Origin of the sequence: Caballeronia sp. BR00000012568055 (genome assembly GCF_029439455.1) — a bacterium.
In the GTDB taxonomy this organism is placed as follows: Bacteria; Pseudomonadota; Gammaproteobacteria; order Burkholderiales; family Burkholderiaceae; genus Caballeronia.
In genome coordinates this window covers 1,989-26,150 of record NZ_JAQFVG010000121.1, presented here as the reverse complement: position 1 = coordinate 26,150, position 24,162 = coordinate 1,989, and the positions used below count along the sequence as shown (strand labels likewise).

General features: G+C 65.5%; 20 protein-coding genes. 3 read left to right on the top strand and 17 right to left on the bottom strand.

The window, feature by feature from the left end; genetic code table 11:
- The first annotated feature begins 5 nt into the window (after positions 1-5).
- Positions 6-815 (top strand): PP2C family serine/threonine-protein phosphatase, encoded by an 810-nt coding sequence (locus tag P7F28_RS07480; RefSeq protein WP_277183889.1) that lies wholly within the window; start codon positions 6-8, stop codon positions 813-815.
- Here the strand turns inward: P7F28_RS07480 and tagF are convergent.
- From tagF to P7F28_RS07400, 16 genes are all read right to left on the bottom strand, one after another.
- Entirely contained in the window at positions 812-1,399 is a 588-nt protein-coding gene (gene tagF / locus P7F28_RS07475; protein ID WP_277183888.1) for a type VI secretion system-associated protein TagF, read from the bottom strand. The two genes, P7F28_RS07480 and tagF, sit on opposite strands and share 4 nt — an antisense overlap.
- On the bottom strand, positions 1,399-4,797 hold the full coding sequence (gene tssM / locus P7F28_RS07470) for a type VI secretion system membrane subunit TssM (protein WP_277183886.1): 3,399 nt from the start codon (positions 4,795-4,797) through the stop codon (positions 1,399-1,401). Before tssM ends, tagF begins: the two co-directional genes overlap by 1 nt.
- A 29-nt stretch (positions 4,798-4,826) precedes the next feature.
- On the bottom strand, positions 4,827-6,146 hold the full coding sequence (gene tssL, locus P7F28_RS07465; RefSeq protein ID WP_277183885.1) for a type VI secretion system protein TssL, long form: 1,320 nt from the start codon (positions 6,144-6,146) through the stop codon (positions 4,827-4,829).
- A gap of 11 nt (positions 6,147-6,157) precedes the next feature.
- Positions 6,158-7,495, bottom strand: a complete 1,338-nt coding sequence (gene tssK / locus P7F28_RS07460) for a type VI secretion system baseplate subunit TssK (RefSeq protein WP_277183884.1) — start codon at positions 7,493-7,495, stop codon at positions 6,158-6,160.
- Positions 7,496-7,514: 19 nt separating this feature from the next.
- Positions 7,515-8,882: a type VI secretion system-associated FHA domain protein TagH gene (tagH, locus tag P7F28_RS07455; RefSeq protein WP_277183883.1), complete on the bottom strand. Its 1,368-nt coding sequence runs from the start codon at positions 8,880-8,882 to the stop codon at positions 7,515-7,517.
- Between the two features lie 23 nt (positions 8,883-8,905).
- Positions 8,906-10,912 carry a type VI secretion system Vgr family protein gene (locus P7F28_RS07450; RefSeq protein ID WP_277183881.1) on the bottom strand — a complete coding sequence of 669 codons (2,007 nt, stop codon included), beginning with the start codon at positions 10,910-10,912 and terminating at the stop codon, positions 8,906-8,908.
- Positions 10,913-10,925: 13 nt separating this feature from the next.
- Positions 10,926-11,315, bottom strand: coding sequence for a DUF4280 domain-containing protein (locus P7F28_RS07445; protein WP_277183880.1), 390 nt, complete (start codon positions 11,313-11,315; stop codon positions 10,926-10,928).
- A 10-nt stretch (positions 11,316-11,325) separates the two neighbouring features.
- Positions 11,326-13,950: a type VI secretion system ATPase TssH gene (gene tssH / locus P7F28_RS07440; protein WP_277183879.1), complete on the bottom strand. Its 2,625-nt coding sequence runs from the start codon at positions 13,948-13,950 to the stop codon at positions 11,326-11,328.
- Positions 13,943-14,989, bottom strand: coding sequence for a type VI secretion system baseplate subunit TssG (gene tssG / locus P7F28_RS07435; protein WP_277183878.1), 1,047 nt, complete (start codon positions 14,987-14,989; stop codon positions 13,943-13,945). Before tssG ends, tssH begins: the two co-directional genes overlap by 8 nt.
- Complete coding sequence (tssF, locus tag P7F28_RS07430) at positions 14,974-16,857, bottom strand: type VI secretion system baseplate subunit TssF (RefSeq protein ID WP_277183877.1); 1,884 nt, start codon at positions 16,855-16,857, stop codon at positions 14,974-14,976. The genes tssG and tssF overlap by 16 nt, the downstream gene beginning before the upstream one ends.
- A complete protein-coding gene (gene tssE / locus P7F28_RS07425; RefSeq protein WP_277183876.1) occupies positions 16,854-17,402 on the bottom strand; it encodes a type VI secretion system baseplate subunit TssE in 549 nt (182 codons plus the stop codon). Before tssE ends, tssF begins: the two co-directional genes overlap by 4 nt.
- A 37-nt stretch (positions 17,403-17,439) precedes the next feature.
- A complete protein-coding gene (tssC, locus tag P7F28_RS07420; RefSeq protein WP_277183900.1) occupies positions 17,440-18,906 on the bottom strand; it encodes a type VI secretion system contractile sheath large subunit in 1,467 nt (488 codons plus the stop codon).
- A gap of 46 nt (positions 18,907-18,952) precedes the next feature.
- The gene (gene tssB, locus P7F28_RS07415; protein WP_277183874.1) at positions 18,953-19,480 is read right to left on the bottom strand and encodes a type VI secretion system contractile sheath small subunit; all 528 of its coding nucleotides are present in this window, start codon (positions 19,478-19,480) and stop codon (positions 18,953-18,955) included.
- A gap of 33 nt (positions 19,481-19,513) precedes the next feature.
- The gene (gene tssA / locus P7F28_RS07410; RefSeq protein WP_277183873.1) at positions 19,514-20,545 is read right to left on the bottom strand and encodes a type VI secretion system protein TssA; all 1,032 of its coding nucleotides are present in this window, start codon (positions 20,543-20,545) and stop codon (positions 19,514-19,516) included.
- 44 nt (positions 20,546-20,589) lie between these two features.
- Positions 20,590-21,075, bottom strand: coding sequence for a type VI secretion system tube protein Hcp (locus P7F28_RS07405; protein WP_277183872.1), 486 nt, complete (start codon positions 21,073-21,075; stop codon positions 20,590-20,592).
- A 175-nt stretch (positions 21,076-21,250) separates the two neighbouring features.
- A complete protein-coding gene (locus P7F28_RS07400) occupies positions 21,251-21,427 on the bottom strand; it encodes a hypothetical protein (protein WP_277183870.1) in 177 nt (58 codons plus the stop codon).
- Between the two features lie 168 nt (positions 21,428-21,595).
- Between P7F28_RS07400 and P7F28_RS07395 the strand changes: the two genes are divergently transcribed.
- Positions 21,596-22,129, top strand: coding sequence for an RNA polymerase sigma factor (locus tag P7F28_RS07395; protein WP_277183869.1), 534 nt, complete (start codon positions 21,596-21,598; stop codon positions 22,127-22,129).
- On the top strand, positions 22,126-22,959 hold the full coding sequence (locus tag P7F28_RS07390) for an anti-sigma factor (RefSeq protein WP_277183868.1): 834 nt from the start codon (positions 22,126-22,128) through the stop codon (positions 22,957-22,959). The genes P7F28_RS07395 and P7F28_RS07390 overlap by 4 nt, the downstream gene beginning before the upstream one ends.
- 810 nt (positions 22,960-23,769) lie before the next feature.
- On the opposite strand, the gene P7F28_RS07385 is transcribed toward P7F28_RS07390, so the two are convergent.
- The coding region (locus P7F28_RS07385; protein WP_368860327.1) for a lysylphosphatidylglycerol synthase domain-containing protein at positions 23,770-24,162 on the bottom strand (393 nt) is incomplete at its 5' end.

Below are 24,162 nucleotides of genomic sequence, written 5' to 3'. Positions count from 1 at the left end.
GACCGATGGATTCCGACACGCTCACCCGCCGCGCACCGATTCGCCTCGGCGACTGCCACGCCTTTGGCCTCACCGACACGGGGCGCGTGCGCCGCGAGAATCAGGACCGTTTTCTGATCGATGCGGCGCTGAATTTCGTCGCGGTCGCGGACGGCATGGGCGGCCACGCTTTTGGCGCACGCGCCAGCGCGACGGCGCTCGACTGCGTCGCCGGGAAGCTCGCCGATCATGCGAGAACGAGCGGTGTGATCGACCCCGAAGATCCCGACGCCACCGTGCAGGACGCGTGCGCATGCGCGATGCGCGCCGCCACCGACGCGCTCAATCACGCCAACGCGACGCTTCACGCGATGAATCTGCGCGAGCGTCTCGCGCAACGATCGATGGGCACGACGCTGACCGGCATCTGGCAGCCGCGCGGCGCGGCGTCATTGGTGGCGTTTCATATCGGCGATAGCCGGCTGTATCGCTATCGGGATGGCAAGCTTATGCAATTGTCGCGCGATCAGACGCTGTATCAGCAGGCGATAGAGAACGGCGCGATCGAGCATCTGCCGCCGCGCAACGTGCTGCTGCAGGCGCTGGGGCCGCTGCCGTCAATCGCGCCTGTGGTGCAGACGCATGCGTGGCTGCCCGGCGATCGTTATCTGCTGTGCAGCGATGGCTTGCATGGGGAAGTGCCGCATGGCGAGATCGAGGCGGTGCTCGCTGAGGTTACATCGCGCGGTATCGAAGAAACATGCAGGCGGCTCGTGGCGCTCGCGCTAGATGCGGGTGGGAAGGACAACGTGACGGCGGTTATCGCCTGCTTTTAAGGAGATTGATTCGAGCCGTCCCTAAGCAACCCCGCCACGAACCCCGCATCCGGCAAACCCACGCACCCGCGCGCCGCGCCTGCGTGCCACCAATCGCTCATTCCCGGCGTGCCGACATATGACGGCGTAACGGCATCCACCGCGCCACGGACATTCGATAACCCCACCAATCCCGCATCGAAATCCGCGAAACGCGCAGTCCCGGAAAGCGTCGCGAGCGCAAGCTCACCACACCGCTCGAACCACGCGTATGCATCAGGAAGCCACATCGGCCAAACATTCGGCTCGACGCGCGCCGCGATCGTCAGCGGAAAATGCCGCCCCGCGCTGTCCACGCTCGGCATCAGCACGCCCGCCCATCCGCTCTCCCCCAGTACGCCGCCGCCGAGCGCGAAGCACCACAGCGGCGCGGTCAGATACGCATCGAGCCATGCACGGCCGAGCGTCGCGCGCGCTTCGAGCAGGCCCGCCTGAAGCATCGCGTCCCACGGCTCGACAAACGTCATCGGCAAGCGACGCGTCACGAAATCGCCGTGGCCGCGCAGCTTGCCGAAGCATCCCGCGACACCCGGAGAAAAGCCCATCACAAATGCTCCGGACAACGGAATTGTTCAAGCGGCGCACGCCTGAAAGGATTGATGACGCTCGTCGCATCCAGTTCGAGCACGGCTTTGCGCCCGGCTGAATCAAGCGTGAGCGTGTAACGATCCGGCTGCGCAGTGGCGGCGAGCCGGCCCGCGTCGAGCAGATGCAGCAGCGCCCACGGACCACTCGCATCGAGCGCGGCGGAGTCCATTGGCGCGGGTGGATCGAATTGCGCGCTCGCGCGGCCCGTGTTCTTGCCGCTCGGCCATTGCAGCAGCATCGATTGGAGCGTGTCTGACTTCAGTCCGACTTGCTGTCCGTCGATGTCGAGATTGACCTGCGTCACCGCCGGATCGAACGATAGCGCCTTCACGCGAAAGCGGATCGACATATCGCGGCCGCCGTCGTGGAAGAACGCGTCGCGAATCTGCGCGGCGCGCTGAAACTGCGCGAGCGCGTCGCGTGGCATGCCCACGGGCGGCGTGCCCGCGCGCCATTGCCAGACCGGGCCGCTCGTATCGACCAGCGTGGCGAGGTTCTTCTGGAAGAAATCGTCGATGAGACCGCCCGGCGCGAACAGCTTGCCGAAGTCATCGGCGGCGACGTCGCGCGTCGAACCGCGCACGAACGGATAGCGGCCAGCGAGCGCGCCTCGACACAACGGTCCGGCGCTCGCGTTCCACAGCGCGTCGAGCCGCGCGCGCTCGCCGCCTTCGAGGAGCGACGTCCCCGCCGTCGCAAGCGATGATGTAACCGGCGTGAGCGGCGCGGGGCTCGTCTGGCTCGCAAGCCTCAGCTTACCGAGCGCATCTCCGGCGGGCGCGGGCTGGCCCGTGCGGCGCGCGGCGTCGGCGGCATCGAGATAGACGGCGGCATCCTTCAGCGGCGCGAACGCGCGATCGAGCGATGCCGCATCGCCCGGCTTGCCAGCGAGCTGATGCAGCGGCTGAAAATGATCGTCGACAAGCGTCGTCGCTGCGCCGCTGCCCAGCGTCGTCTCGCGCGCCGCCGCTACGATGAACTTGCGCAGCGGCGAATCCGGCCCGGACAGCTCGTTCGCGATACGCGCGCCATCGGCAAGGCTCGTGACGGGTGCGGCGGTCACGTCGTCGATGAGCGCGTCCCAGGCGTGAACGTAGGCGTCGAAATAGCGCGCATCGAGCGCGGCGCGCAGCGCCTTGATGCCCTCCGGCGTCAGCGCGACATCATCGCGGCCAAGCACCCATGCATCTTTCGCAACATCGGTCAGCGCGGCATCGCGCAGGCGCATGTATTGCGCGAAACCGGCGCGCGTATAGACGCCCGCCACGCCGGCGGTGAGCGGCGCGCCGCTCGCGCGCCGAAGTAGCAGCGGCGCGTTCGGACCAGCCGCGGCGCTCACGCTGAACGGCGCGAGATTGGCTTGCGCGAGTTCGCCGTCGATCCGGTTGCCGATGCGCTGCGCCAGCGGCAATTCCGCCAGCCGCGCGCGCGCCGCCTTGATAAGCGACTGATCGAGCGGCAACGAGGGATCGAAGTGCGTCTTGTCGAAGAGCGCGGCGAAGTGCGCATCGAGCGCATCGCGTTGCGTCGGACTCGCGCCGTTTGCAAGCGCCGGAACCAGATGCGCGCGCAATGCGGCCGCATCGAAATGATGCGCGTCGCCGAGCATCAGATAGGCGCGTAACGCTTCATAGCGATTCGATTCGGATACCGTATCATTCGCCAGTTCCTTATTGAGTTCGTCGATTGCGACCGGCAGCAAAGTCTGATCGAGCAGACGTCGATACGTCACGCGCGCCTCCTGCCCGAGCTTGTCGCCCTGATACAGCCAGAGCCGCGTGAGCCACGGCACCGGCTTGCCCGCGTCCGCGTAGCCGCCGGGCAGCGCGCGCGCCGCATCGAGCAGCGGCAGCACGGCGAGCGGATCGGCGGCTGCGTTCGCGTCGCGTGCCAGTTGCGCGACATGCTGCGTCTGCCGCTCGAAGTCCGCGACATACGCGCGGTTGCGCTGATCGCTCACCGCCATCGCGCCGAGCGCCAGCATCAGCACGACGCCGACGAACGCCAGCGCGCCGCGCCGCAGCCATGCGCTGCATCGCTCGAAGCGCGCGTTCGGTCCGACGAGCCCCGCTTCCGCGATCACCACCTCCTTGAGCAGGCGATTGATGAAGTAGGCGCGCCCGGAGGCATCGCGGTTATAGATCACATCACGCCGCAAGCCGAGTGATTGCGCGATGACGCTGATTGCGCGATCGATCGGCCTGCCGTGCTGCGTGCCGCTCGTGAAATAGACCCCGCGCAGAAGCGGCGACGCCTCGAAGCGCGTGCCGCGAAACGCGCCGTCAAGAAAGCGCCCGAGCGCAGGCTGCAGTCCCGCGAACTGCTGCGCGAAGCCGTAGATGCGCGCGCGCCGCTGCACATCGGTATCGCGCTGCATGCGATGCAGCACGCGCGCCTGCAAACGCGCGCCGAGCGCATTGAATTCGGCAGGAAACGCAGCGAGCGCCGCGCCTGCGCCGGGTGTTTCATCGAGCGCAAACGTGATGCCCCAAACCTGATTGCGCTCCGCCTCGCCGAGATCGTCGAAGAACTCGGTGAAGCCCGCGAGCAGATCGCACTTGGTCACGACGACGTACACCGGAAAGCGCACGCCGAGCCGCCCGCTCAGTTCTGCGAGGCGGCTGCGGATCATGCGGATATGCGTTTCGCGCGCGGAATCGTCCTGACGCACGAGATCCGCCGCCGACAGCGTAACGATGACGCCGTTCAACGGACGGCGCGGCCGGTATTTGCGCAGCAGTTGCAAGAAGCCGAGCCACGCGGATTCGTCGGCCTGGGCGTCGCTGTCCTGCGTCGTGAAGCGGCCTGCGGTATCGACGAGCACGGCGTCGTCAGTGAACCACCAGTCGCAATGACGCGTGCCGCCGACGCCGCCGATGGCCTCATCGCCCAGCTTCTCACGCAGTGGAAAGCGCAGGCCCGAATGCGCGAGCGCCGTGCTCTTGCCCGTGCCCGGCGCGCCGATGAACATGTACCAAGGCAACTGATACAGCCATTGCCGCCCGTTGATGCCTTTCATGCGCGCCTGCCGCAAAATCGCCAGCGCCTGTTCGAAGCGTTCGCGCAGTACCGCCAGCTCCGCATTGCCTGCCGCCTGCGCTTGCCCTGCTTCCGCCACGCCGCTCACGAAGCGCAGATTGACGAGCCGCGCGGCGGCGATACGCGCGCCCCAGACGAGCATCCATGCGGCGACGAGCACGGCCATCGCGATCCAGCGGCTTTTGGGCGTGTCCAGCGGTGCGTGTCCGTTGAACGCGAAGAGCGGTCCCTCGAACCACACGACGACGAGCAGCGCCAGCACGCCTGCCAGCGTCAACCATTTCGGTTTCCTTAATATCATCATGAGCTTTTTCATCGATATCTCCGTGTATCAGCAGCCGATCGTCAGGAAGACGCGCCCGGCGCGAGCAATGTGATCTCCACGCGACGATTCTTCGCGCGGCCAGCGGGCGTGTCGTTCGATGCGAGCGGCTCCGCGTCGCCGCGTCCTTCGGCCGAAAAGCGCGCGGGCGTGCCGGTAAGCGACGCGAGCATCGCGCTCACGCTGTCGGCCCGCGCCTGCAAAAGATGCCAGTTCGACGGAAAGCGCGCCGACACGAGCCGCTGATCATCGGTGTGGCCGGTGACGACGACCTTGCCGGGCACGCTCTTCAACGCATCGGCGATCCGTCCGATGAGCGCGTCGTAAGCCGGATCGAGCGACGCGCTGGCGGAGGCGAACAGGTTGTCGCCGTTGATCGTGACGACGGAGCGGTCCGCTTGCTGACGCACCGAAACCAGCCCCTGATGAATCTCGGGCGCGAGAAAGGTCGCGAGCGTCGCGGTGCGGGCGGGCATCACGGCTTGCGCGATCACGCTCGCCTGCGCAGCGGGCCGCGCGCTTACGCGAATGCGGTTGAGCGCGTCGAACACGGGATCGGAGGTGCGGTTCAGGCTCATCGCGAGCGCGATATGCGTCGTCACGAGCACCACACCGGCGAGCGCGGCGCAGACCCACGGCGGCATGCGCTGAGCCAGCGCCCGGCGCGCGCGCTCGGCAGGCCGCCAATGCACCGACAGCTCGCTTTCGAATGCGCCGCGCCGATCGCCGATGATGCGCGCAAGCCGCTCGCGCACGGATTCGAGCTGGCTGCGTCCGCCGTCGATCAGCCGATAGCGCCCCTCGAATCCGAGCGAAAGGATCACGTAGAGCAGTTCCAGCACATCGACGTTACGCGCTGGATCCTGCGCGAGCCGCTGGAGGATCAGAAAGAAGCGCTCGCCGCCCGATGCCTCGTTATGAAAGGTCACGAGCAAGCTGCGGCTCGCCCACACGCCGCTGCCCCACGGCGTGCCGGAAATCGCCTCGTCGATGCAGGTGCACAGGCAATAGCGCGCCGCCGCGAGCGTCTCGGTGTCGGCGCCGGTCGCGCGTGCCTCGTGCTCGAAGGCGCGCATCATGCGAATGAGTTCCGCGCGCAAGCCTTCGATATCGCTCATCGCGGCGCGACGCCGCAACGGCAGCGCCAGTTCGAGCAGCGGATTGGCCGCGCGCACGAGCGGGTTGAGGCCGCTCGCAACCGGTAGCACAGGGAGCACAGGCAGCACCGACGCGTGCGGCGCGTCTTCCTCGCGCGCCTGCGCGGGCACGCGTCCGCCCGGCTGCGGAATCAGGATGGTGTCGTCCGGATCGAAGCCGGCTGGCGGAAAGGTCGATGCGTTCACGATGAAATCCTTCACGGGCGAATCGCCCAGAACTCGAACTCGATACCCGGAAACTCCCCCGCAACATGCAGCGCCACGCCCGCCGATGTCGCGAATTGCCGCCACAGTTCGCCGCCGCGCTCCAGCTCGAAATAGGTGAAGCCGGCATGAAACGGCAACTGACGCGGCGCGACCGGCAGCGCGCGCAACGCAATACCGGGCAGTTGCAGATTGACGAGATCGCGGATGCGTTCGACCGGCCCGAGCTTGGCCTGCTGCGGAAAGCCGCTGAGCAGTGCAGCGGGCGCGAGATCGGCCTTCACCGCGAGCACGAAGCTCGCCGAGCGGAACAGCTCGCGATCCGGCACGATCGCCACGCGCAGGCCGTACTTGCGCTCCTCCAGCGCGATCGGCACGGCATGCGGATCCATCACGGCGGCGAGCGCGGCGCGCAACGCGAAGATGAGCGGCGTGAACGTTTCATCGAGCCGATCGTGTCGATACACCGGAAAAGCAACCGGCCGCTTGCCGGTCTGACTGAAGGTGGCGAGTTCGCCCGCCAGTTGCAGCGCATGCTGATGCAGGTCATGCGGATGCAGGCCGGTGGTAGACGCGATGCCAGCGAACAGCGGCTCGGCGCGGTTGAGTACCTGCAGCAGCAGAAAGTCGGCGATCTCGGCCGCACCGGTCGCGGCGGGCTGCGCGAGACGCGCGGCGAGCGCATCGGCGCGCTGATGCATGAGGCCCGTGAGTTCATCGACGAATGCGCTGAGCCGCCGCGACACGCGATAGTCGAGGCACGGCGGCGCATAGGCCGTATCGAGCACGATGCTGTTGTCTGCGCGGCGCTCGACGATGCGCGCGATGCCGAGCGACGTATGCACATTCGCCACGTCCGCCTCGAACGCGAGGCGCAATTGCAGCTTGCCTACTTGCACGAGCGCCGCACCCGTCGCGCCCTCGTTGCTGTCGATTACCTCGGTTTCCGCAATGCGATGACGCGCGAAGCCATCGACAGCCTGGGTCGCATAGGCGGCCTCCGGCGCGCCATGACGCGCGACGGGCAACGCGAGCACCACCGTCAGATCGCGCGCATCTTCGGGAATCGCGAGCGGCAGCGGCAGGTCATCGTCGGCGGGCAGGCGAAACGGACTGCCATCGGGCAGCACGCCCGCGCACGCGGTCAGCGCGATGCGGCCGAGCTTCAGTTGCTCGGCATCGATCGCCAGTTCCGAGAAGCCGAACGCGTAGGGACGCAGCACAGCGCAGCGCGCGTCGAGCTGCGCGCGCATGTAGCGGTCATGCTGTTGCAGATGCTGCGGCTGAAGCAGCATGCCTTCCGACCAGATCACCTTGTTGTTCCGGGACATCGTCGCCTCGCGTTTCGATTCAATGTGAGATTGATGGGGCCAGCGGCTTCGCATCGGCGAAACCGTTCGCCTGCCGCTCGTATGCGTCGTTGAAGGCGCTGCCGCTGAGCGCCTGAAGATCGTCCGCGCTCGCGCGTTGCAGTTGCCCGTGCAGCGCGACGAGCCGGTCCCACTGGCGCGCCTTGCGGCATGCGGGCAGCCAGTCGAGCCAGCCGCGCCGGGTTTCATCGCGCGCAATGGTCTGCGGATCGAAACGAGCGAGAAGCTGCTGCATCGCGGCGCGGGTGCCGGCGAGAACCGCGAGTTCGTGACGGCGGATATCGTCGAATGCGCCTTCGAGCGCGGTCTGCGCGGGCAGGTAGCCTGCGCTCCCGCCGCGCAGCATCTGTGCGAGCGCGCCGTCGCCGTCGGGGAAAAACTTGAGCGGGTTGTTGTCGCGCTGGACCAGCATCGTCGTGTCGAGGCTGATTTCGCGCTTCAGCACCGAGCGCGACAGCAGCACGTCCACCACGCCGCGCACCGCCGTGCGCAGCATCGCGCCTGCAAGACGCGCGATTTCGGCGGGGTCGCGAGCGCCGACCGCGCCCGCATCGACGCCCATGCCGTCGAGCAGCGCCGCGAACGCCGATTCGGCGACGGCGTCGTTGGCGGCGGCGCGCATCGGCAGACTTTTGGTGCGTTCCGGTGCAGCGCGTTCCACATGATCGACAGCAACGGCGATATCGCCGAGCGGATCGTAGTCGTGAGGAATGCCGCCTTCGAGCCCGTGCGCCTGCGATACAGGAGCCATGTAAGCAAACTGCTCGGGCGGCACATGATCGCTCTCCGATCCCGCAAACGCCGCATGTCCGTCGAGCCGCGCAGCGGCGTCGTACGGATCAGCGAACGGATCGAAGCGCGCGCCCGGCAGCGGCGCATCCGCCAGCACCGCCGCTCGAGCCAGCGGATCGTGGACGAGCGCCTCGGTGACGACGCCATCGCCCACGCTTGCCGGATCGAGCGGATCGAGCGGATCGAAGCCGCGTCGGTCATGCACGCCGAGCGGCGCATCGAACGCGGCGGCGGGGACGCGCTCTATCGCGCGCACGCCGAGCCGGTAACCGCCGATCTCCAGCACGTCGCCTTGCGCGAGCCGCGCGGGCTGACCGCCCGAAAGCGGCCGGCCATTGACGCGGCTCGGATTGCTGCCGAGATCGGCGAATCGCCAGCCCTCCTCGCTCCAGTCGATACGCGCATGCACGCGCGACACGGTCTTCGCCGCATCCGGCAGCACCATCGCGTTGTCGGGGCCACGCCCGATGGTGCCGCCCGCCGCGCCGAAACGGCAGACGAGCGGCGCATCGGGCGCGCTGCCCTGATAGGTCTCCACCGCAAGCATCAGATGCATGCTGCTGTCTCCTTGCCATGCGTTCAGTTGGTGCCGTCGTCGGCCTTGCGCGGATCGGTCGGCGCTTCGGGCGATGCACTCGCCGCGCCCGCCCCGCCGCCGCCACCGCCGCAGTTGATCTGCACGACCGCGCCGTCGATCGAAACCGGGCCGGCCGCACTGATCGAAATGCCGGACGGTCCCAGCACGATCGTGTTGCCGCCCGCCTTGAGCGTGAGCGTCGCGCCGGCCTCGATGGTCACGTTCGCCCCGCCCTTCACATCGACGTTAACACCCGCCCCCACCAAAATATTCGCCCCGCTTTTGTGTTGCGTATCACTGCCGACATCGATGGAATATTTCCCGCCGATGCGTGTTTTCTGTGCCCCCTCCACCTTGTCGCTGCGATCGCCGCCGCAGCGCGCAAAATCGTTCTGCTCGACGATCACATGCCGCTCGCGGCCAATGCGCGTGAGCGAATCGTGCTTGATCCAACTTTCCAGATCGCGCTCGGCATGGAAGAACATCTGCTCGGCGCCCTTGGTGTCGTCAAAGCGCATTTCGTTGAAGCCGCTGCCGCCTTTGGTCGAATTGCTCCTGATCGTGGTGCGCGCCATCTTCGCGGGCAGTTCGTAAGGCGTGGCCTGACTGCCGTTGTGCACGCTGCCGATCACGAGCGGCTTGTCCGGATCGCCTTCGATGAAATGCACCAGCACTTCCTGTCCGATGCGCGGAAGAAAGAACGCCCCATACTTCGCGCCGGCCCAAGGCTGCGCGACGCGCACCCAGCAGCGCTGCAACAGTTCGTCCTGCTTCGTCTCGGCAAGCTGCTCCCAATGAAACTGCACTTTGATGCGACCGTACTGATCGGTATGAATCTCTTCGCCTTTCGGACCGATGACCACCGCTGTCTGTGGACCCGCGACGCGCGCTCGCGGCGTGCTGCGCGCGGCGCGAAACCCGGTGTCGTCCGGCAGCGCGCGGAAGGCGCAGTCGAACACGGGCGGACGATCGGACGCATCGAACGTGGAAATGTAGTCATCCGAATTGATTTCATATTCCGCCGCCACCACCAGATACTCGCGATTCTGCTTGTCCACCGGATGATCCACGAGGCTCACGCGCCCGCCCGGCCAGATGGCGCGCACAGTTGTGCGGGCGTGGACGAAGACGTTGGCCGCCTGATGCGCCTCGACATGCGCGCGCGCCAGATTCTCGGCGTCGTCGAGGCGCGTATAGCCCGGTGCGTGCTCCTGCATCGTGTAGACCGCCGCATCGAAGGGCTCGTTGCGACGCGCGCGCGCGACCAGCCCTTTTTGCTGCGATTGCAGAGGCTTTTCGAAGTCGTAGTCGTTGATCTCGACGACGCCCGTCGTCACTTCGCCGCCCGCCGCCCACGCATAGACCCACTGGTTCTCGTGCGGCGCGGCGGTCTGCGCACGAAACGGCAGCGCATTGCAATGCGGCGTCGAACCATGCATCTGCGACGAATCCGTGAGGATCATCCGATGCTTGCCGCCCTTGTGCTCGAAGTAGTAGTAGATGCCTTCGCGCTCGGCGAGCCGGCTCACGAAATCGAAATCGGTCTCGCGATACTGCGCGCAGTGCTCGACGCTCTGATACTTCGACGTGCAGCGGTTTTCGAAATCGATGTGATAGTCGTCGAGCACCTTCCCGATGATCTCAGGCACGGTCATCTCATGAAAGAAGCGATAGTGCGACGCGCGCGTGAGCAGCCACAAACGCGGGCGCACCGTCGCGCGATACAGCGCCGGGCGGTTGGGCTGCGTGCTCGCGGGCCGCGCCAGCCCGAACGCAGTGACGATGCCGTTGTATTCGCGCGTGCCGCCGCCGGGAATCGCGAGCGACAGCGAAAAGTCGCTGCCGAGCATCTTCGCGATATCCACGTTCGACTGATCCGCGAGCAGTTCGAGATCCCATTGCGCGAGCCGCCCCAGTTCCTCGCGTCCGCGCATGCGCCAGAGCACGAGCGCGTTCTTAGCCGATGCGCAGGTCACCTGCGCGAAGCGATCGGTATCGGTGAGCATCATCGCGGCCTCGTCTTCAGGGAATTTGCGTCTTGAGCGTCGCCGAATCGACGATCGACACCACGCCGCCCCAGTTGCACAAACACTTCGACACGTTGTCGAGCGACGGCTGGTTGCCGAGCAGCACCGTGACCGCGCCGGGCGTCCACGGCGACAGCGTGGCGGGGATGCAGGGCATCGGCGTCGGCGTGCCGAGCGCGGCAGCGGTGGCCGCCGCGACTTCCGGATTCGCCTGCGACGTGCACATGCCGAACGGCAGGATATTCACGAGCGGCTCGTGATCCATGATGTTCGCGGCGATCGGTCCTTCGCAGCGCACGCGGTTGACGGGCAGCACGACGAGCATCGACGGCGTCATGCCGAACGAGCACTGCAAGGTCGCGCCCATGCTGACTTGTTGTGGCATGGCGTGCTCCTCAATCGAAGGCGTAGGTGAAGTCGCCGTCGAGCACGCCGACTTCGACTTTGCCGATACCGCGCCCATCGACGAGACGGTTCAGGAATTCCGCGCTCACGCGCGGCAGAACGGTGTTGGTCAGGATCGCATCGATCATTCGGCCGCCGCTGGCGAGTTCCGTGCAGCGCCGCGCGATCTGGCCGATCACCGCGTCGTCATAAGTGAAGCTCACGCGATGCCGCTCGCCAATGCGCCGTCCGATGCGCGCGAGTTGCAGGCGGATCACGGCATCGAGCATGGCGTCGCTGAGCGGGTAATACGGGATCACCGCGACGCGCCCGAGCAGCGCGGGCGGAAACGCATCGAGCAGCGGCTCGCGCAAGGCCCGCGCGATCGCGTCCGGCGACGGCGTTTCATCGCCAGCGCCGCCGCTGCAAAGACGCGTGATGATCTCGGTGCCGACATTGGTCGTCAGCAAAATCAGCGTGTTGGAAAAGTCGATCTCGCGGCCTTCGCCGTCTTCCATGCGGCCCTTGTCGAAGACCTGAAAAAAGAGCTTGTGGACGTCCGGATGCGCCTTCTCGAATTCGTCGAGCAGCACGACGCTGTAGGGGCGACGACGCACCGCCTCGGTGAGCACCCCGCCCTCGCCGTAGCCGACGTATCCCGGCGGCGCGCCCTTCAAGAGCGACACCGTATGCGCTTCCTGATACTCGCTCATGTTCACGGTGACGACGTTGTCTTCGCCGCCATAGAGCGCCTCGGCGAGCGCGAGCGCGGTTTCGGTCTTGCCGACGCCCGAGGTGCCCGCGAGCATGAACACGCCGACCGGCTTGCACGGATCGTCGAGTCCGGCGCGCGCGGTCTGCACGCGGCGCGCGATCATCTGCATCGCGTGATCCTGTCCGACGATGCGCCGGCTCAGTGTGGATGCGAGATCGAGCACGCTCGCGGCTTCGTCGCGCACCATGCGGCCGACGGGAATGCCGGTCCAGTCCTGCACCACTGACGCCACCGCATGCGCATCGACGCCCGGCAGGATCAGCGGCGCTTCGCCCTGGCGTTTTTCGAGTTCATCGGTGAGCGCTTTCAGGTCGGCGAGCGTCGTGATTTCATCGCGCTTCTCGATGTTTTTCTCGATGCCTTTCTCGATCGCCTGCCGCGCCGCGAGAATACGCGCCACGAGCGCGCGCTCCGCTTCCCAGCGCGCGGTCAGATCGGCGAGGCGTGCGCGTTCAGTGTCGAGCCGCGCGGCGACATCGGCGGCACGCGCTTGCGTATCGATACCAAGCGCCGCTTCACGCGCCACGATTTCGCTTTCCGTTTCCCATGTCCCGATGCGCCGCTTCGCATCGTCGATGGCGGGCGGCAGCGCCTGCTGGCTCACCGCCACGCGCGCGCATGCGGTGTCGAGCAGGCTCACGGCCTTGTCGGGCAACTGGCGCGCCGGAATGAAGCGATGCGACAGCTTCACCGCCGCCTCCAGCGCCTCGTCGAGCACCTGCACGCCGTGATGCTGCTCCATCTTGCGCACGAGGCCGCGCATCATCGCGATCGCGCTTTGCTCGGACGGCTCCGGCACCTTCACGACCTGAAAGCGCCGTGTGAGCGCCGGATCCTTCTCGATGTGCTTCTTGTATTCCACCCACGTCGTCGCCGCGATGGTGCGCAGCGTGCCGCGCGCGAGCGCCGGCTTGAGCAGGTTGGCGGCGTCGCCCGTGCCGGCCGCGCCGCCCGCGCCGACGAGCGTATGGGCCTCGTCGATGAACAGGATCACCGGCTTGTCCGACGCCTGCACTTCATCGATCACCTGCTTGAGCCGGTTTTCGAATTCACCCTTCACGCTCGCGCCCGCCTGCAACAAGCCGACATCGAGCGTACGCACCACCGCGCCGCGCAATGCGGAAGGTACGTCCCCCGCGACGACGCGCTGCGCGAAGCCTTCCACCACCGCCGTTTTGCCGACGCCCGCCTCGCCCGTGAGGATCGGATTGTTCTGGCGGCGGCGCATCAGAATGTCGATAACCTGGCGAATCTCCATGTCGCGCCCGACGATGGGATCGAGCTTGCCTTCGCGCGCTTCGGCGGTGAGATCGACGGTATAGCGGGCGAGCGCGTCCTGTTGCGCAAGCGGCGCGACGGGCTCGGCGGCCGTTGCGATCTGCGATTCCGGCGATCCGTCAACGAGCGCATCGAAGCGCGCAGACAGCGCATCGAAGCTGATCTTCTCGAACTGACGCGAGAGCGCGTACAACGCGTTGCGCAGATTCGGCGTACGCAGCATGCCGATCACGAGATGGCCGGTGCGCACCTTCGCCGCGTTGAACATCAAAGAGCCGAAGACCCAGCCGCGCTCGACAGCTTCATCGACTTGCGCGGAGATATCGGACACGGCGCTCGCGCCGCGCGGCAGCCGATCGAGCGCGGCGGTCAGATCGCGTTCGAGCGCGGTTTCGTCGAGTTCGAAATGACGCACGAGACGGCGCAGATCGGAATCCGCCGCGAGCAGGATCTGATGCACCCAGTGCGCCAGTTCGACATACGGATTGCCGCGCAGCTTGCAGAACGCCGCGCCGTTTTCGATCGCTCGGTAAGCAAGCGGATCAAGCTTGCCGAACAGCGCCATGCGGCTGATTTCACTCATGAGACGTCTCCTTGTCCGAGGCTGGTGTGTGGCTCGCGGCCGACTGCGCGGCAATCACGACCCGATGGTTGTCATGGACCGGCGCGCCGCTCGTAAGCCAGGTGTTCCAGCCGAGGCGCGAACCGTTCATCGTCTTGCTTTGCAGACGCAGTGCGGGTACTTCTTCGCGCTTCAGATGCAGCGCGACATCCCAGTCGAGCGGATCGCGCACGTAGTCGCGGACCCAGTCGGCGAGCTTCGCGAGGCTCGCGCCGCCCGGCAGAAAGCGCGCGAAATCCGTATAGCCGAGCGGCCCGATGACAATGCGGAACTTGTGCTGGCAGTCCCACACGCGCGTGCCGACAACCGTCGATACACCGAGCCGAGCGCTGCCAAGCCGCGAGCGTTCACCTTCCGGCAACGCAATCCAGTGACCGCGCCACGGCTCGACCGATACGTTCACGCCAAAGAAGCGCGCGAGGATCAGCCGCAGTCCGTCGGCGTGGCGCGTCGGCGCGGCGAGCACGCCGGCGAAGTGACGCCGCGCGGAATCGGGCACTGCGTCGCGATTGGCGAGCGCGGGCGCGCCGTGACCGAACAGGCTGCCGACGTAATCCGCAAAGCGATCGTCGCGCGGCCGATCCGCGCTCACGACCGGCTGCGCATCGGCCCATGCGCGATAGAACAGCGACAGCATCCGGTGATGGAACACGTCGAGAAAGCGCGCGAGCGTCGGATCATTCGCGTTGCGGGCGCGTTCGCGGGCGTAGGCGGTGAGATGCGTCGGCAGCGGGCCGTTCGGTCCGAGCAGGCCAAGAAAATTCACCGCGAGACGGCCCGGCTGGCCTTCCTCGCCGGGCACGAAGTCGCCGAGCGTCGTCGGATGAAAAATCAACTCCGGGTCTTGCGAAAGCCGCACGGCGTCGTCGCGCGCGGTAAGCGAGCGGCCCAGACGCGGACGCTGCGCATGCGCCTGTTCGATAAGCCGCAGCGCCTGAAAGAAGTCGAAGCGGCGGGCGTCGCGCGCGAGCACGCCGTCGAGGGTCAGAGGGTCGCGCATCGTCCTGTCCTCGCGGGCCATTGCATGAGCGGCCCGCGCGCGAGCGTCGCGACGTGGGTCTCGGTGAACGAATTGATCGACACGTACTGCGCGAAGAATTGCGCGAGCACCGCGCCGAGGAGGAACGCGCTCGCGCCTTCGAACGCGGCGTCATCGAAAGAAAGCGTGATCGCGAGGCCGCGCCCGTAGACGATCGGCCCCGGCGACGGCAAGCGCCGCACGACCGGCTCGCACGACACCGCGCTCAAGCCTTCGACTTGCCGATGCGCGGCGGCGTCATCGGCGGGGCAGTACAGCGTCAGTAGTTCGCGCAACACGCGCGCGCCCTGCTGCGCGTTTGCATCGACGAGCGACGCGTAGTTAAGCGAAAGATGATCGAGCAGCCGCCAGGCCGCCGGCCCATGCGCGAACGATGGCAACGGCCGGCTCGGACCGACGATACAGCGCACGGCCGTGACAGGCGCTTCCGTCTCCAGCGTGAAGTCGGTCGATCCCGCGCCGATGGGCATCGAGAGTGGCAGATCGCGGTTCGTGCACCACGCGCTGATGCCGAGCTGACGCACTTCGGCGTCCTCGTGCGCGTTCGTATCGACCAGTGCGATGAACGCCTCGCTGCCGAGATAGCTGCTGCGCGCGCCGTTCTGCTGCTGCCGCGCCGACGCGCGCCGGGCCTCGCGGCGCAACTGGTAGAACGCGCCGCCCGCGCCCGGCATGTCGAGATCCCTCGCGCAGTGAAACGGCCGATACTGCTTCTCGGCGGTCGCGCCCGCGCCGTAGCCGCTGACTTCGTCGATCTGATGGATCTCGTAGTCCATCGGCCGCGTGCGGTCCACGACGACGTGATATTCGAACGCTGTCCCCGACAGCGCGACGCGGTCGGTGCGGCGTCGGAACAGGTTGATGGCGGGCGTGCAGTCGAGCGCGAAGTTCGAGGCATCGACGCCGCGTTCCAGCGACGCGTCCGCCTGATCGAGCAGGATCACGATCTCCGCTTCCTTGCCGCGGCACTGCCGCAGCGCGCCCTGCAAACCGTTCAGTTCGACGAACATAAAGCGCGGCGCGAAGGCGAAGTATTCCTGCAGCAGCCGATAGCCATCGAACGATTGCCGGCCGACCGGCAAGAGCGCCTCGTCCTCCGCGAAGCCGAGCGGCCGCAACGCGGTCTTTGGCAGCACGGCGAGCGTGGTGGCCGCGCTGCCGCCGTGGCCCGGCTGCATCACCGCGACGCCCACGCAATGCGCGAGCAGCCGCTCGTGCAGGCGCGCGGGCAGGCCGTCCGGGCCGCGCAGATAGAGCGGCAAGCGATCCAGCGTGAGGCGCTCGAAGCCGAGCGCGCCCGTCGCGCGCAAGCGCAGCCGCAGTCCCGCCTTGACGCCCGCAGGCAGCATCGGCGACGCCGTGCCCGCGTGCGTGAAGAACTTCGCCTGCGCGATCTCGACAGGCCACAGCGTCAGCGCGTGTGCCGTGCGGAATTCGCAGCGTGTGGATGCGGACTTGTCGAGCATGCCGCGCAGCGCCGTATGACGCGGCACCACGATGCCGTCGACGCTCGCGGCAAGCTGCGGATTCGCGTGATCGGCCTGAAGCTGCACGACGGTCATCGAAGGCGTCGGCGCGAGATAGTGCGGATATGCGAGTTCCAGCAGATGCTGCGTGAAGCGCGGGAACTCGGCGTCGAGCTTCATCTGCACGCGCGCGGCAAGAAAGCTGAAGCCTTCCAGCAGCCGCTCGACATAGGGGTCTGCGCACTCGACGCCATCCAGCGCGAGCCGTCCCGCGATCTTCGGAAACGCGGCGGCGAACTCGCCGCCCATCTCGCGGACGTGCTGAAGTTCCTGGCTGTAGTACCTGAGGAACGCGGGATTCATGCCGACTGCTCCCCGGCACGCGCCGCGCGCGCCGCCGATGCGTCGGACACGCGCACCTCGCCCGCTTCGAGATCCAGTTCCGTGCGCAGATACAGGCGCTCGGGATACGGCTGCGACCACATGTCCGCTTCGATCTCGAAGCGGATGACGTGGCCGCAGCCTTTCGTACCCGTCGCGCCCTTCCCGTCGATCGCGCTCACGCGCACCGATTCACGCGCGAGCCGCGGCTCGAAGGCCCACAGCGCATCGCGGATCATGCGCTCAAGCGCGCCCGCCGAGAGCGCGGCGACGTCGCGGCCCGCGAGATCGGGCAAGCCGTAATTGAGCACCGAGGCCGCGACATACGGCAGGTTCGCCCCATCCATGTCCTCCGCGAGACCGCTTGCATTCAGCAGCCAGCCGATATCGCGCTGCACGCTGTCGCGCAGCGCACGCGACGAGATCACGCGACGCTCGCGCGCTTCGTGACGCGCGTGCGGTTCGAGATCGGTCAGGCGGTCCAGCAGCGACGGCTGCAGGCGGTCCCGGGCGGATGGTTCGGACATGGGGCGGCTCCAGTTACGCGAAATGAATCGACCAGGCTCAGGCGGCCTTCGCCGTCGGCAGCTTCGAGACGAGCCGCAGCGATACCGTCAGGCCTTCGAGCTGGTAATGCGGGCGCAGGAAGAACTTCGACGTGTAGTAGCCCGGATTGCCCGCCACTTCCTCCACGACGACCTGCGCATCGGCGAGCGGCTTGCGCGCCTTGGTGTCGTCGGAAGAGTGCGTGGGATCGCCATCGACGTACTGCAAAATCCAGTTCTGCAGCCAGCGCTCCATGTCGTCGCGTTCCTTGAACGAGCCGAGCTTGTCGCGCACGATGCACTTCAGGTAGTGCGCGAAGCGGCAGCACGCGAACAGATACGGCAGGCGCGCGGCGAGATTCGCATTGGCGGTGGCATCCGGATCTTCGTATTCGGCAGGCTTATGCAGCGATTGCGCACCGATAAATGCCGCGAAGTCCGAGTTCTTCTTGTGCACGAGCGGCATGAAACCGTTCTTCGCGAGTTCCGCTTCGCGCCGGTCGCTGATCGCGATCTCGGTCGGGCACTTCATGTCGATGCCGCCATCGTCCGTGGGGAATGCGTGTACCGGCAGGCCTTCGACCGAGCCGCCCGACTCCACGCCGCGAATCCGCGAGCACCAGCCGAACATCTTGAACGAGCGCGTAATGTTCGCCGCCATCGCATACGATGCGTTCGCCCACGCGTACTTGCTGCTGTTCGCGCCGACCGTGTCTTCCTCGAAATCGAATGCCTCGACGGGATCGGTTTTCGCGCCGTAGGGTGCGCGTGCGAGAAAGCGCGGCATCGCGAGTCCGATATATCGTGAGTCCTCCGAATCACGCAGCGAGCGCCACGCGGCATGCTCGGGCGTCTGGAAGATCTTGGTCAGATCGCGCGGGTTGGCGAGTTCCTGCCATGAGTCCATCAGGAGCGCCGCCGGGTCCGCGCCAGCGATAAACGGCGCATGCGCCGCCGCCGCGATCTTCGCAATCTGCGTAAGCAGATCGACGTCGGGGCCGCTGTGATCGAAATAGTAGTCCGCGACCAACGCGCCATACGGCTCACCGCCGAACTGGCCGTATTCTTCCTCGTAAAGTTTCTTGAAGAGCGGGCTCTGGTCCCACGCGACGCCGCGATACTTCTTCAGCGTCTTGTGCAGTTCCGTCTTCGAGATATTGAGCACGCGGATCTTGAGCGACTCGTCGGTTTCCGTGTTGTTGACGAGGTAGTGCAGGCCGCGCCACGCGCTCTCGACCTTCTGGAACGGCTCGCTGTGCAGGATCAGATTGATCTGCCCGGTAAGCGCGTGATCGATCTGCGCGATCAGCGCCTCGATGGTCGCGAGGACATCGCCGGAGATCACGCCGGTTTCGCGCAGCGCCTGCTCGGCGAGCGTGCGCACCGCGTTCTCCACGGCGTCGCGTGCGTGATCGGACTTCGGCTTGAACTCCTTTTGCAGCAGCGCGGAAAAGTCGTCTATTACGGGCGCGGGCGCGGCTTCCATCGTCACCGCGTCGGTGTCTTGCTGGATGCTGAGATCGTTCATCGCGTCATGCTCCGGTGGCGGGTTGATCGGCGGCGTCGTTCGCGCGCGGCTGGGCGGCGAGCGCCTGCATCAGCGCGGGCTCCTCCAAGAGGCGCGCGATCAGCGCTTCCGCGCCGGTCTTGCCATCCATGTAAGTCAGGAGGTTCGCCAATTGCGTGCGCGCTTCCAGCAGTTGGCGCAGCGGCGCGACCTTGCGCGCGATCGCTGCGGGCGTGAAGTCGTCCATGCTCTCGAAGGTCAGATCGACCGCGACGTTGCCCTCGCCCGTCAGCGTGTTGGGCACCTGCACCGCGACGCGCGGCTTCATCGACTTGAGACGCTCGTCGAAGTTGTCCACATCGACTTCCAGAAACTTGCGATCGGCGGCGGGCGCGAGCGGCTCGGCGGGCTGACCCGAGAGATCCGCGAGCACGCCCATCACGAAAGGAAGATTGACCTTCTTTTCCGAGCCGTAGGCTTCGACGTCGTATTCGATCTGCACGCGCGGCGCACGATTGCGCGCGATAAACTTCTGACTGCTTTCCTTTGCCACGATATCCACTCCTTGACGTTTGCGTGAAGCGGCTCAGACAACGCCGCCGAGATGCCTGAACTGATGCGCGCCATCGGGCGCGACATCCTCGATGATTTCGATAAAGCTCTTGCCGACGAGCCTGCGCGCGCGCTGCAGCAGCACCGGCAACGGACTCGACGGCTCGTACTGGGCGTAGTAAGCGCAGATCGCGTCGAGCGCTTCTCCCACGTCGCGCGCGCTTGCGATGCGGCGGGGCGTGGCGGGTTCCGCATCGGCGATGTGCTGCATCGCCGGGGCGAAACCCGCGCCCTCTTCACTGCTGCTGGTCTCCAGCGCGCTGCCCCGCTCCCCCGTGTGCGCCGCCACGAATTCCCCGATGCGCTGGAGCGGACGCGCGAGCGGCTCGAAATCGAGTGCGCGCGCCGGTCCCACGCGCGCGGTCAGCGCACGCTCGATATTCGCGAGCGACGCCCGCGCCGACTGAAGCGCCTGACTCACCGCCCGCGCTTCGTCGATGCCGGCTTGCGCGAACGCCGCATCGATGGCTGCGAGAGTCGGCATTTCGTCGCCTTCGGGAAGCGGCGCATCGCCGGCCATCACGTCGAGATCGCGCAGCACGAAACCGCGCTGGCCGCGCGGCGCGACGAAGGGCACATCGCGCAGTTCGCCCGCGAGTCCTTCTCCGTCGATTAGTGCCGACAGCGCGTTGACTCGCGCGGTCGGATCGTCGCTATCGGCGTCGTCGAGTTGCGGATGCACGCCGCCCCAGTGCTGATCGAGCAGCCCTTCGATCAGCGCGAGGCCGCGCGAAAGCCCCGCAAAACCCTCGCGAATCGTGCTCGAACGCGTGTAGTGCACCGCCACGCGCAGATCGCGCGTGCGTTCGAGCAGGATCATCGAGAGCGAGTGAGCGAGCGTCCAGTCAGGCGGCGTTGCGGCGATCACCGTGCCTCCGTACTGGGCATCGGGCTTGCCTGCGATCGCCTGCTCCAGCGCCCGGAAATCGGCGCTGTACTCTTCGTCCTCGCCACACGGATGCGGAGCGAGTTCGGTGAGCCAGGCTGCGATATCTGCACGATTCATGGTGGGGTTCCCGGAAGACGTGGGTTAATCCGCGAGCGGGCAGCTCATTCCGACTTGTTCTTCGGGATGTTCCATTTGCCCGTCACCGCGCCGCCCTTCTTCGCGCCGGTGTTGTCCTGCGGCTGATACTCCATGTTGAATTGCGAGAAGTTCAGCGTGATGCTTTCGGAGACCTGATCGCCGCCGCCCGAGCCCACCGAGTGGCTGCTGATAAGCACTTCCTTGAGCGTGATCTTCAGATACTCGACAGGCCCGGGGCCGCCCGCCTTGCGCAGCGTGAGCACGGCTTCGGGCATGTGCACGCCCTGGCAACACGACTGCACGATGGTGGGCGAGCTTTTATCGAGGTATTGGGTGATGGTGAGGTCCTGCACCCACGCGGTGCCGGTGCCGCCGCCTGTGCCGGTGTGGGTGCTGCCCTGTTGCGAGCAGCCCCACGACCAGCTCAGCACTTCGATTTCTTCGGTGTGGCCAACGGCCAGTGATTCACCTTTGATGTCGCCCAGCTTCATGAACATATCTACGGCCATGTCAGTCTCCAGATAATTCAGATAAAAAATGCACCTTGCGGCACGGGCAAAATTCGCGTCCTGTTTGGATCGCGAAACCTGATTTGCGGGCTTTTTTATCGCCCACATTGATACGGATGCCTAATCGTCACTCGTGCTTTGACGCGTTTCGAAACGCTACGCATTCAGCCCGAATTCATGCGCCGAGCGCCCGGCGGATTTCCGCTGCCACCGCCGGCGTTTCGCAAAGCTGCGCAAAACGTTCGAGAGTCGCGGCGGAACCGACTATGCTATGAAAACGTTCGCGTCCGATGCACGCGTCCAGCATGACCGTTATGCCTGCCTGCCGGGCCCGGTCAAGGAGGGTCTCCATGATCTGTCTCCTATTCGGTGGTTTCAGCGCGCACCGTTGCGCGATCCGTGACCCGAAAACAGCCGCCCCCACCCGCTTATTCCGCAAAAAAAATCGAAAAATTTCCGGAATAGATCGGCTTCTGGAGTGTTGTCAATCATGAGCGCGCCCATCACAGGAGCTGCCCCGATGAACGACGACGATCTGCCGACCGTCCTGCCGACGCTGCTGCCGCGTCTGTGGCGCTTCGCGCTGCGGCTCACGCAAAATCAGCACGACGCCGAGGATCTGGTGCAGCGCGCCTGCGTTCGGGCGCTGGAACGGCGCAGTCAATTGCAGCCGGGGACATCGACGTTGAGTTGGCTGTTTTCGATCGTGCATTCGACCTGGATGAACGAATTGCGCGCGCGATCGATTCGCAGCCGTGGCAGCATGGACTGGCAGGACGAGGAAATAGAACAATTTGCCGATCCGGCGGGACGCAATCCGGAGCTGGATCTGCTGCATCGCCAGGTAATTGATGCGGTCGAGGCCTTGCCGGAAGCGCAACGCGTCGTGATGGTGCTGGTGGCGATCGAAGGCCTCAGTTATCGCGAGGCGGCCGACGTGCTCGACGTGCCGATCGGCACGGTGATGAGCCGGCTGTCGCGCGCGCGGCTCACGGTCGGTCAGAGATTCAGCGTTCAGTCGCCGGCGGCAGTCAGGAAAGGGGAATCCTTATGATGAATGTTGATGATTCGCTGCTGATGTCCTATGTGGACGGCGAACTGTCGCCCGAGCAGCGTGCGGAGATCGAAGCGGCCATCGCGCATTCCGACGAACTCGCCGCGCGCGCCGCCGCGCTGCAGGCATCGATGCTGCCGTACCGAGCCGCGTACGACCGGCAGACAGTGCCGCCCGTGCCCGAGAGCCTTACACGCCGTATCGAGGAACTCGTCAGCGTCAGCACGCCGCAAGCGCGCAAGGCGCAGCGTGGCGGCCGGCGCTTCGCGATGCAGTGGGCAGCAGCCGCTTTCGTCGCCGGGGCGATCTGCTCGGGAGTGCTGACCGGTTATCTCGGCGGCTTCAATCCGATGAAGCCCGGCGCTGATCCGTGGGTACAGAGCGTGGCTGATTATCAGGTGCTGTACGGACGCGATACGGTGGCCAATCTGCGAGAGGACAAGGCCAACACGGAACAGGTTCTCGCGGATATCCATCAGCGCGACGGCATGCCAGTCGATGTGCCCGATCTGCGTCAGGTTGGCCTCAAGTTCAAGCGCGTACAGCGCCTGAATTATCATGATCGCCCGCTGATCCAGATGGTGTATCTGCCCGAGCGCGGCGATCCCGTCGCGCTATGCGTGATCGAGGAGAACGAAGGCGATGCGCCGGTGAAATCGAGCCAGGTCGGCGAGATGAAGACGGTCACGTGGCGCGCCAACCGGCTTGCTTACGTGCTGCTCGGCAAAGCGCCGTCCGTCGATTTGCAGGTGATCGGCAACAGCATCGCGAGTGGTAAGACTGCGCCGCTCTATAGCGACGGCAGCGCGGACCTTTCGCGCGATAGCTAGGCGCGCGCCGATCCTCGTGCAATTCAGGCCCCGTCAGCGGTCTTGACGGGGCTTTGCTTTTGCACCGAGCGAACTTTGCTATGGTTCTTTGCGAAGCCCGGAGAGAAAGCCGCCGTTAAGTCTTGTCGGGATGTTCGACATCAAGAACGCTTAGTCTTACTTAACTAATTCGCCTTGCCCTCGATCCGTGAGAGTCCAAGAACGACCGAAACCTGGAACATGCAGCGAGCGAGGTCACTGGCTGCCTCATACGTCATCGATCGAGGGACAAGAAACCACTTGAATGCAAGAGGCTCCTTGTCCGGCACGGCCTTTAGCTTCGAACTCTCCGTGCTTCTTTAATATGTCACGGACGCTCCGCTGCCCGTAAAGCTGTGCTGCGTAGGAGAGTCGTTTGCATAGTCGCTAACAGCCTGGATGATGTTCACGATCTGCTGGGGCAGTCGGCCGCCGCTGATTGCGGTCATTTCGGTACGATCCATCTCAGCGACTACGGGGAGGTCTTTGATAACTAGCGTGTTCATTTCGCTTCTCCAAGGAGTGAGTTAGCCAATCAAGAATGTTCGGAGGTTGGTTCCAAGGATGCCGCCACTCCTTGATATGACTCTAGGCAAAGTGCGTACCAATCCGGTGGCGCTGCGGCGCATCGCTCCGCAAGTGGTTGAATATATTTGACTTTCTACCAGTTCCTTATCGGAGTTTGAACAGACTTGCACGCTGTCGTGGGTGGTTCGGAACCAACGTTCCGTCGAACGTTGTTGGCCAGACCACAACACCTATAAGCAACGCGGTCTTGAGTAAGTTGATTGGCTATCGTTGCGACCCTGATGCGTCAACGCATCGAGGTATAAGCGAGCGCTGTTCGAACTGCCAATAGATCAGGCCGGGAACGTAAAACAGCAAATCTCGCAGACGCCTTGCACCAGCGAGTGCCAGACACGTCGGCGCATCAAGCCCGAACATTCCGCCTATCAGGACGAAACTCCCCTCTTGAACCCCAAGATTCGCAGGCACGAAAAAGGCTAAGCTGCTGATAAGTTGAACAAGCACTTCAATAGCAATTGCCGTGCTGAACGACGCATCCACGTGAAGCGCCCACAACGCAGTCCAGATCTCCAGCGCAAAACCGATGCATTGGAGCGATTGCCAGATCAGCAGGTAACGAGCAATCACGCGCCACTGCCGCCAAATCAACCTGACGGA

Excerpts from the sequence above, each read along its gene's own strand:
- P7F28_RS07480 (WP_277183889.1), top strand. The coding sequence starts at position 6 with ATGGATTCCGACACGCTCACCCGCCGCGCACCGATTCGCCTCGGCGAC.
- tagF (WP_277183888.1), bottom strand. The coding sequence starts at position 1,399 with ATGGGCTTTTCTCCGGGTGTCGCGGGATGCTTCGGCAAGCTGCGCGGC.
- tssM (WP_277183886.1), bottom strand. The coding sequence starts at position 4,797 with ATGAAAAAGCTCATGATGATATTAAGGAAACCGAAATGGTTGACGCTG.
- tssK (WP_277183884.1), bottom strand. The coding sequence starts at position 7,495 with ATGTCCCGGAACAACAAGGTGATCTGGTCGGAAGGCATGCTGCTTCAG.
- tagH (WP_277183883.1), bottom strand. The coding sequence starts at position 8,882 with ATGCATCTGATGCTTGCGGTGGAGACCTATCAGGGCAGCGCGCCCGAT.
- P7F28_RS07450 (WP_277183881.1), bottom strand. The coding sequence starts at position 10,912 with ATGATGCTCACCGATACCGATCGCTTCGCGCAGGTGACCTGCGCATCG.
- P7F28_RS07445 (WP_277183880.1), bottom strand. The coding sequence starts at position 11,315 with ATGCCACAACAAGTCAGCATGGGCGCGACCTTGCAGTGCTCGTTCGGC.
- tssH (WP_277183879.1), bottom strand. The coding sequence starts at position 13,950 with ATGAGTGAAATCAGCCGCATGGCGCTGTTCGGCAAGCTTGATCCGCTT.
- tssG (WP_277183878.1), bottom strand. The coding sequence starts at position 14,989 with ATGCGCGACCCTCTGACCCTCGACGGCGTGCTCGCGCGCGACGCCCGC.
- tssF (WP_277183877.1), bottom strand. The coding sequence starts at position 16,857 with ATGAATCCCGCGTTCCTCAGGTACTACAGCCAGGAACTTCAGCACGTC.
- tssE (WP_277183876.1), bottom strand. The coding sequence starts at position 17,402 with ATGTCCGAACCATCCGCCCGGGACCGCCTGCAGCCGTCGCTGCTGGAC.
- tssC (WP_277183900.1), bottom strand. The coding sequence starts at position 18,906 with ATGGAAGCCGCGCCCGCGCCCGTAATAGACGACTTTTCCGCGCTGCTG.
- tssA (WP_277183873.1), bottom strand. The coding sequence starts at position 20,545 with ATGAATCGTGCAGATATCGCAGCCTGGCTCACCGAACTCGCTCCGCAT.
- P7F28_RS07405 (WP_277183872.1), bottom strand. The coding sequence starts at position 21,075 with ATGGCCGTAGATATGTTCATGAAGCTGGGCGACATCAAAGGTGAATCA.
- P7F28_RS07400 (WP_277183870.1), bottom strand. The coding sequence starts at position 21,427 with ATGGAGACCCTCCTTGACCGGGCCCGGCAGGCAGGCATAACGGTCATG.
- P7F28_RS07395 (WP_277183869.1), top strand. The coding sequence starts at position 21,596 with ATGAACGACGACGATCTGCCGACCGTCCTGCCGACGCTGCTGCCGCGT.
- P7F28_RS07390 (WP_277183868.1), top strand. The coding sequence starts at position 22,126 with ATGATGAATGTTGATGATTCGCTGCTGATGTCCTATGTGGACGGCGAA.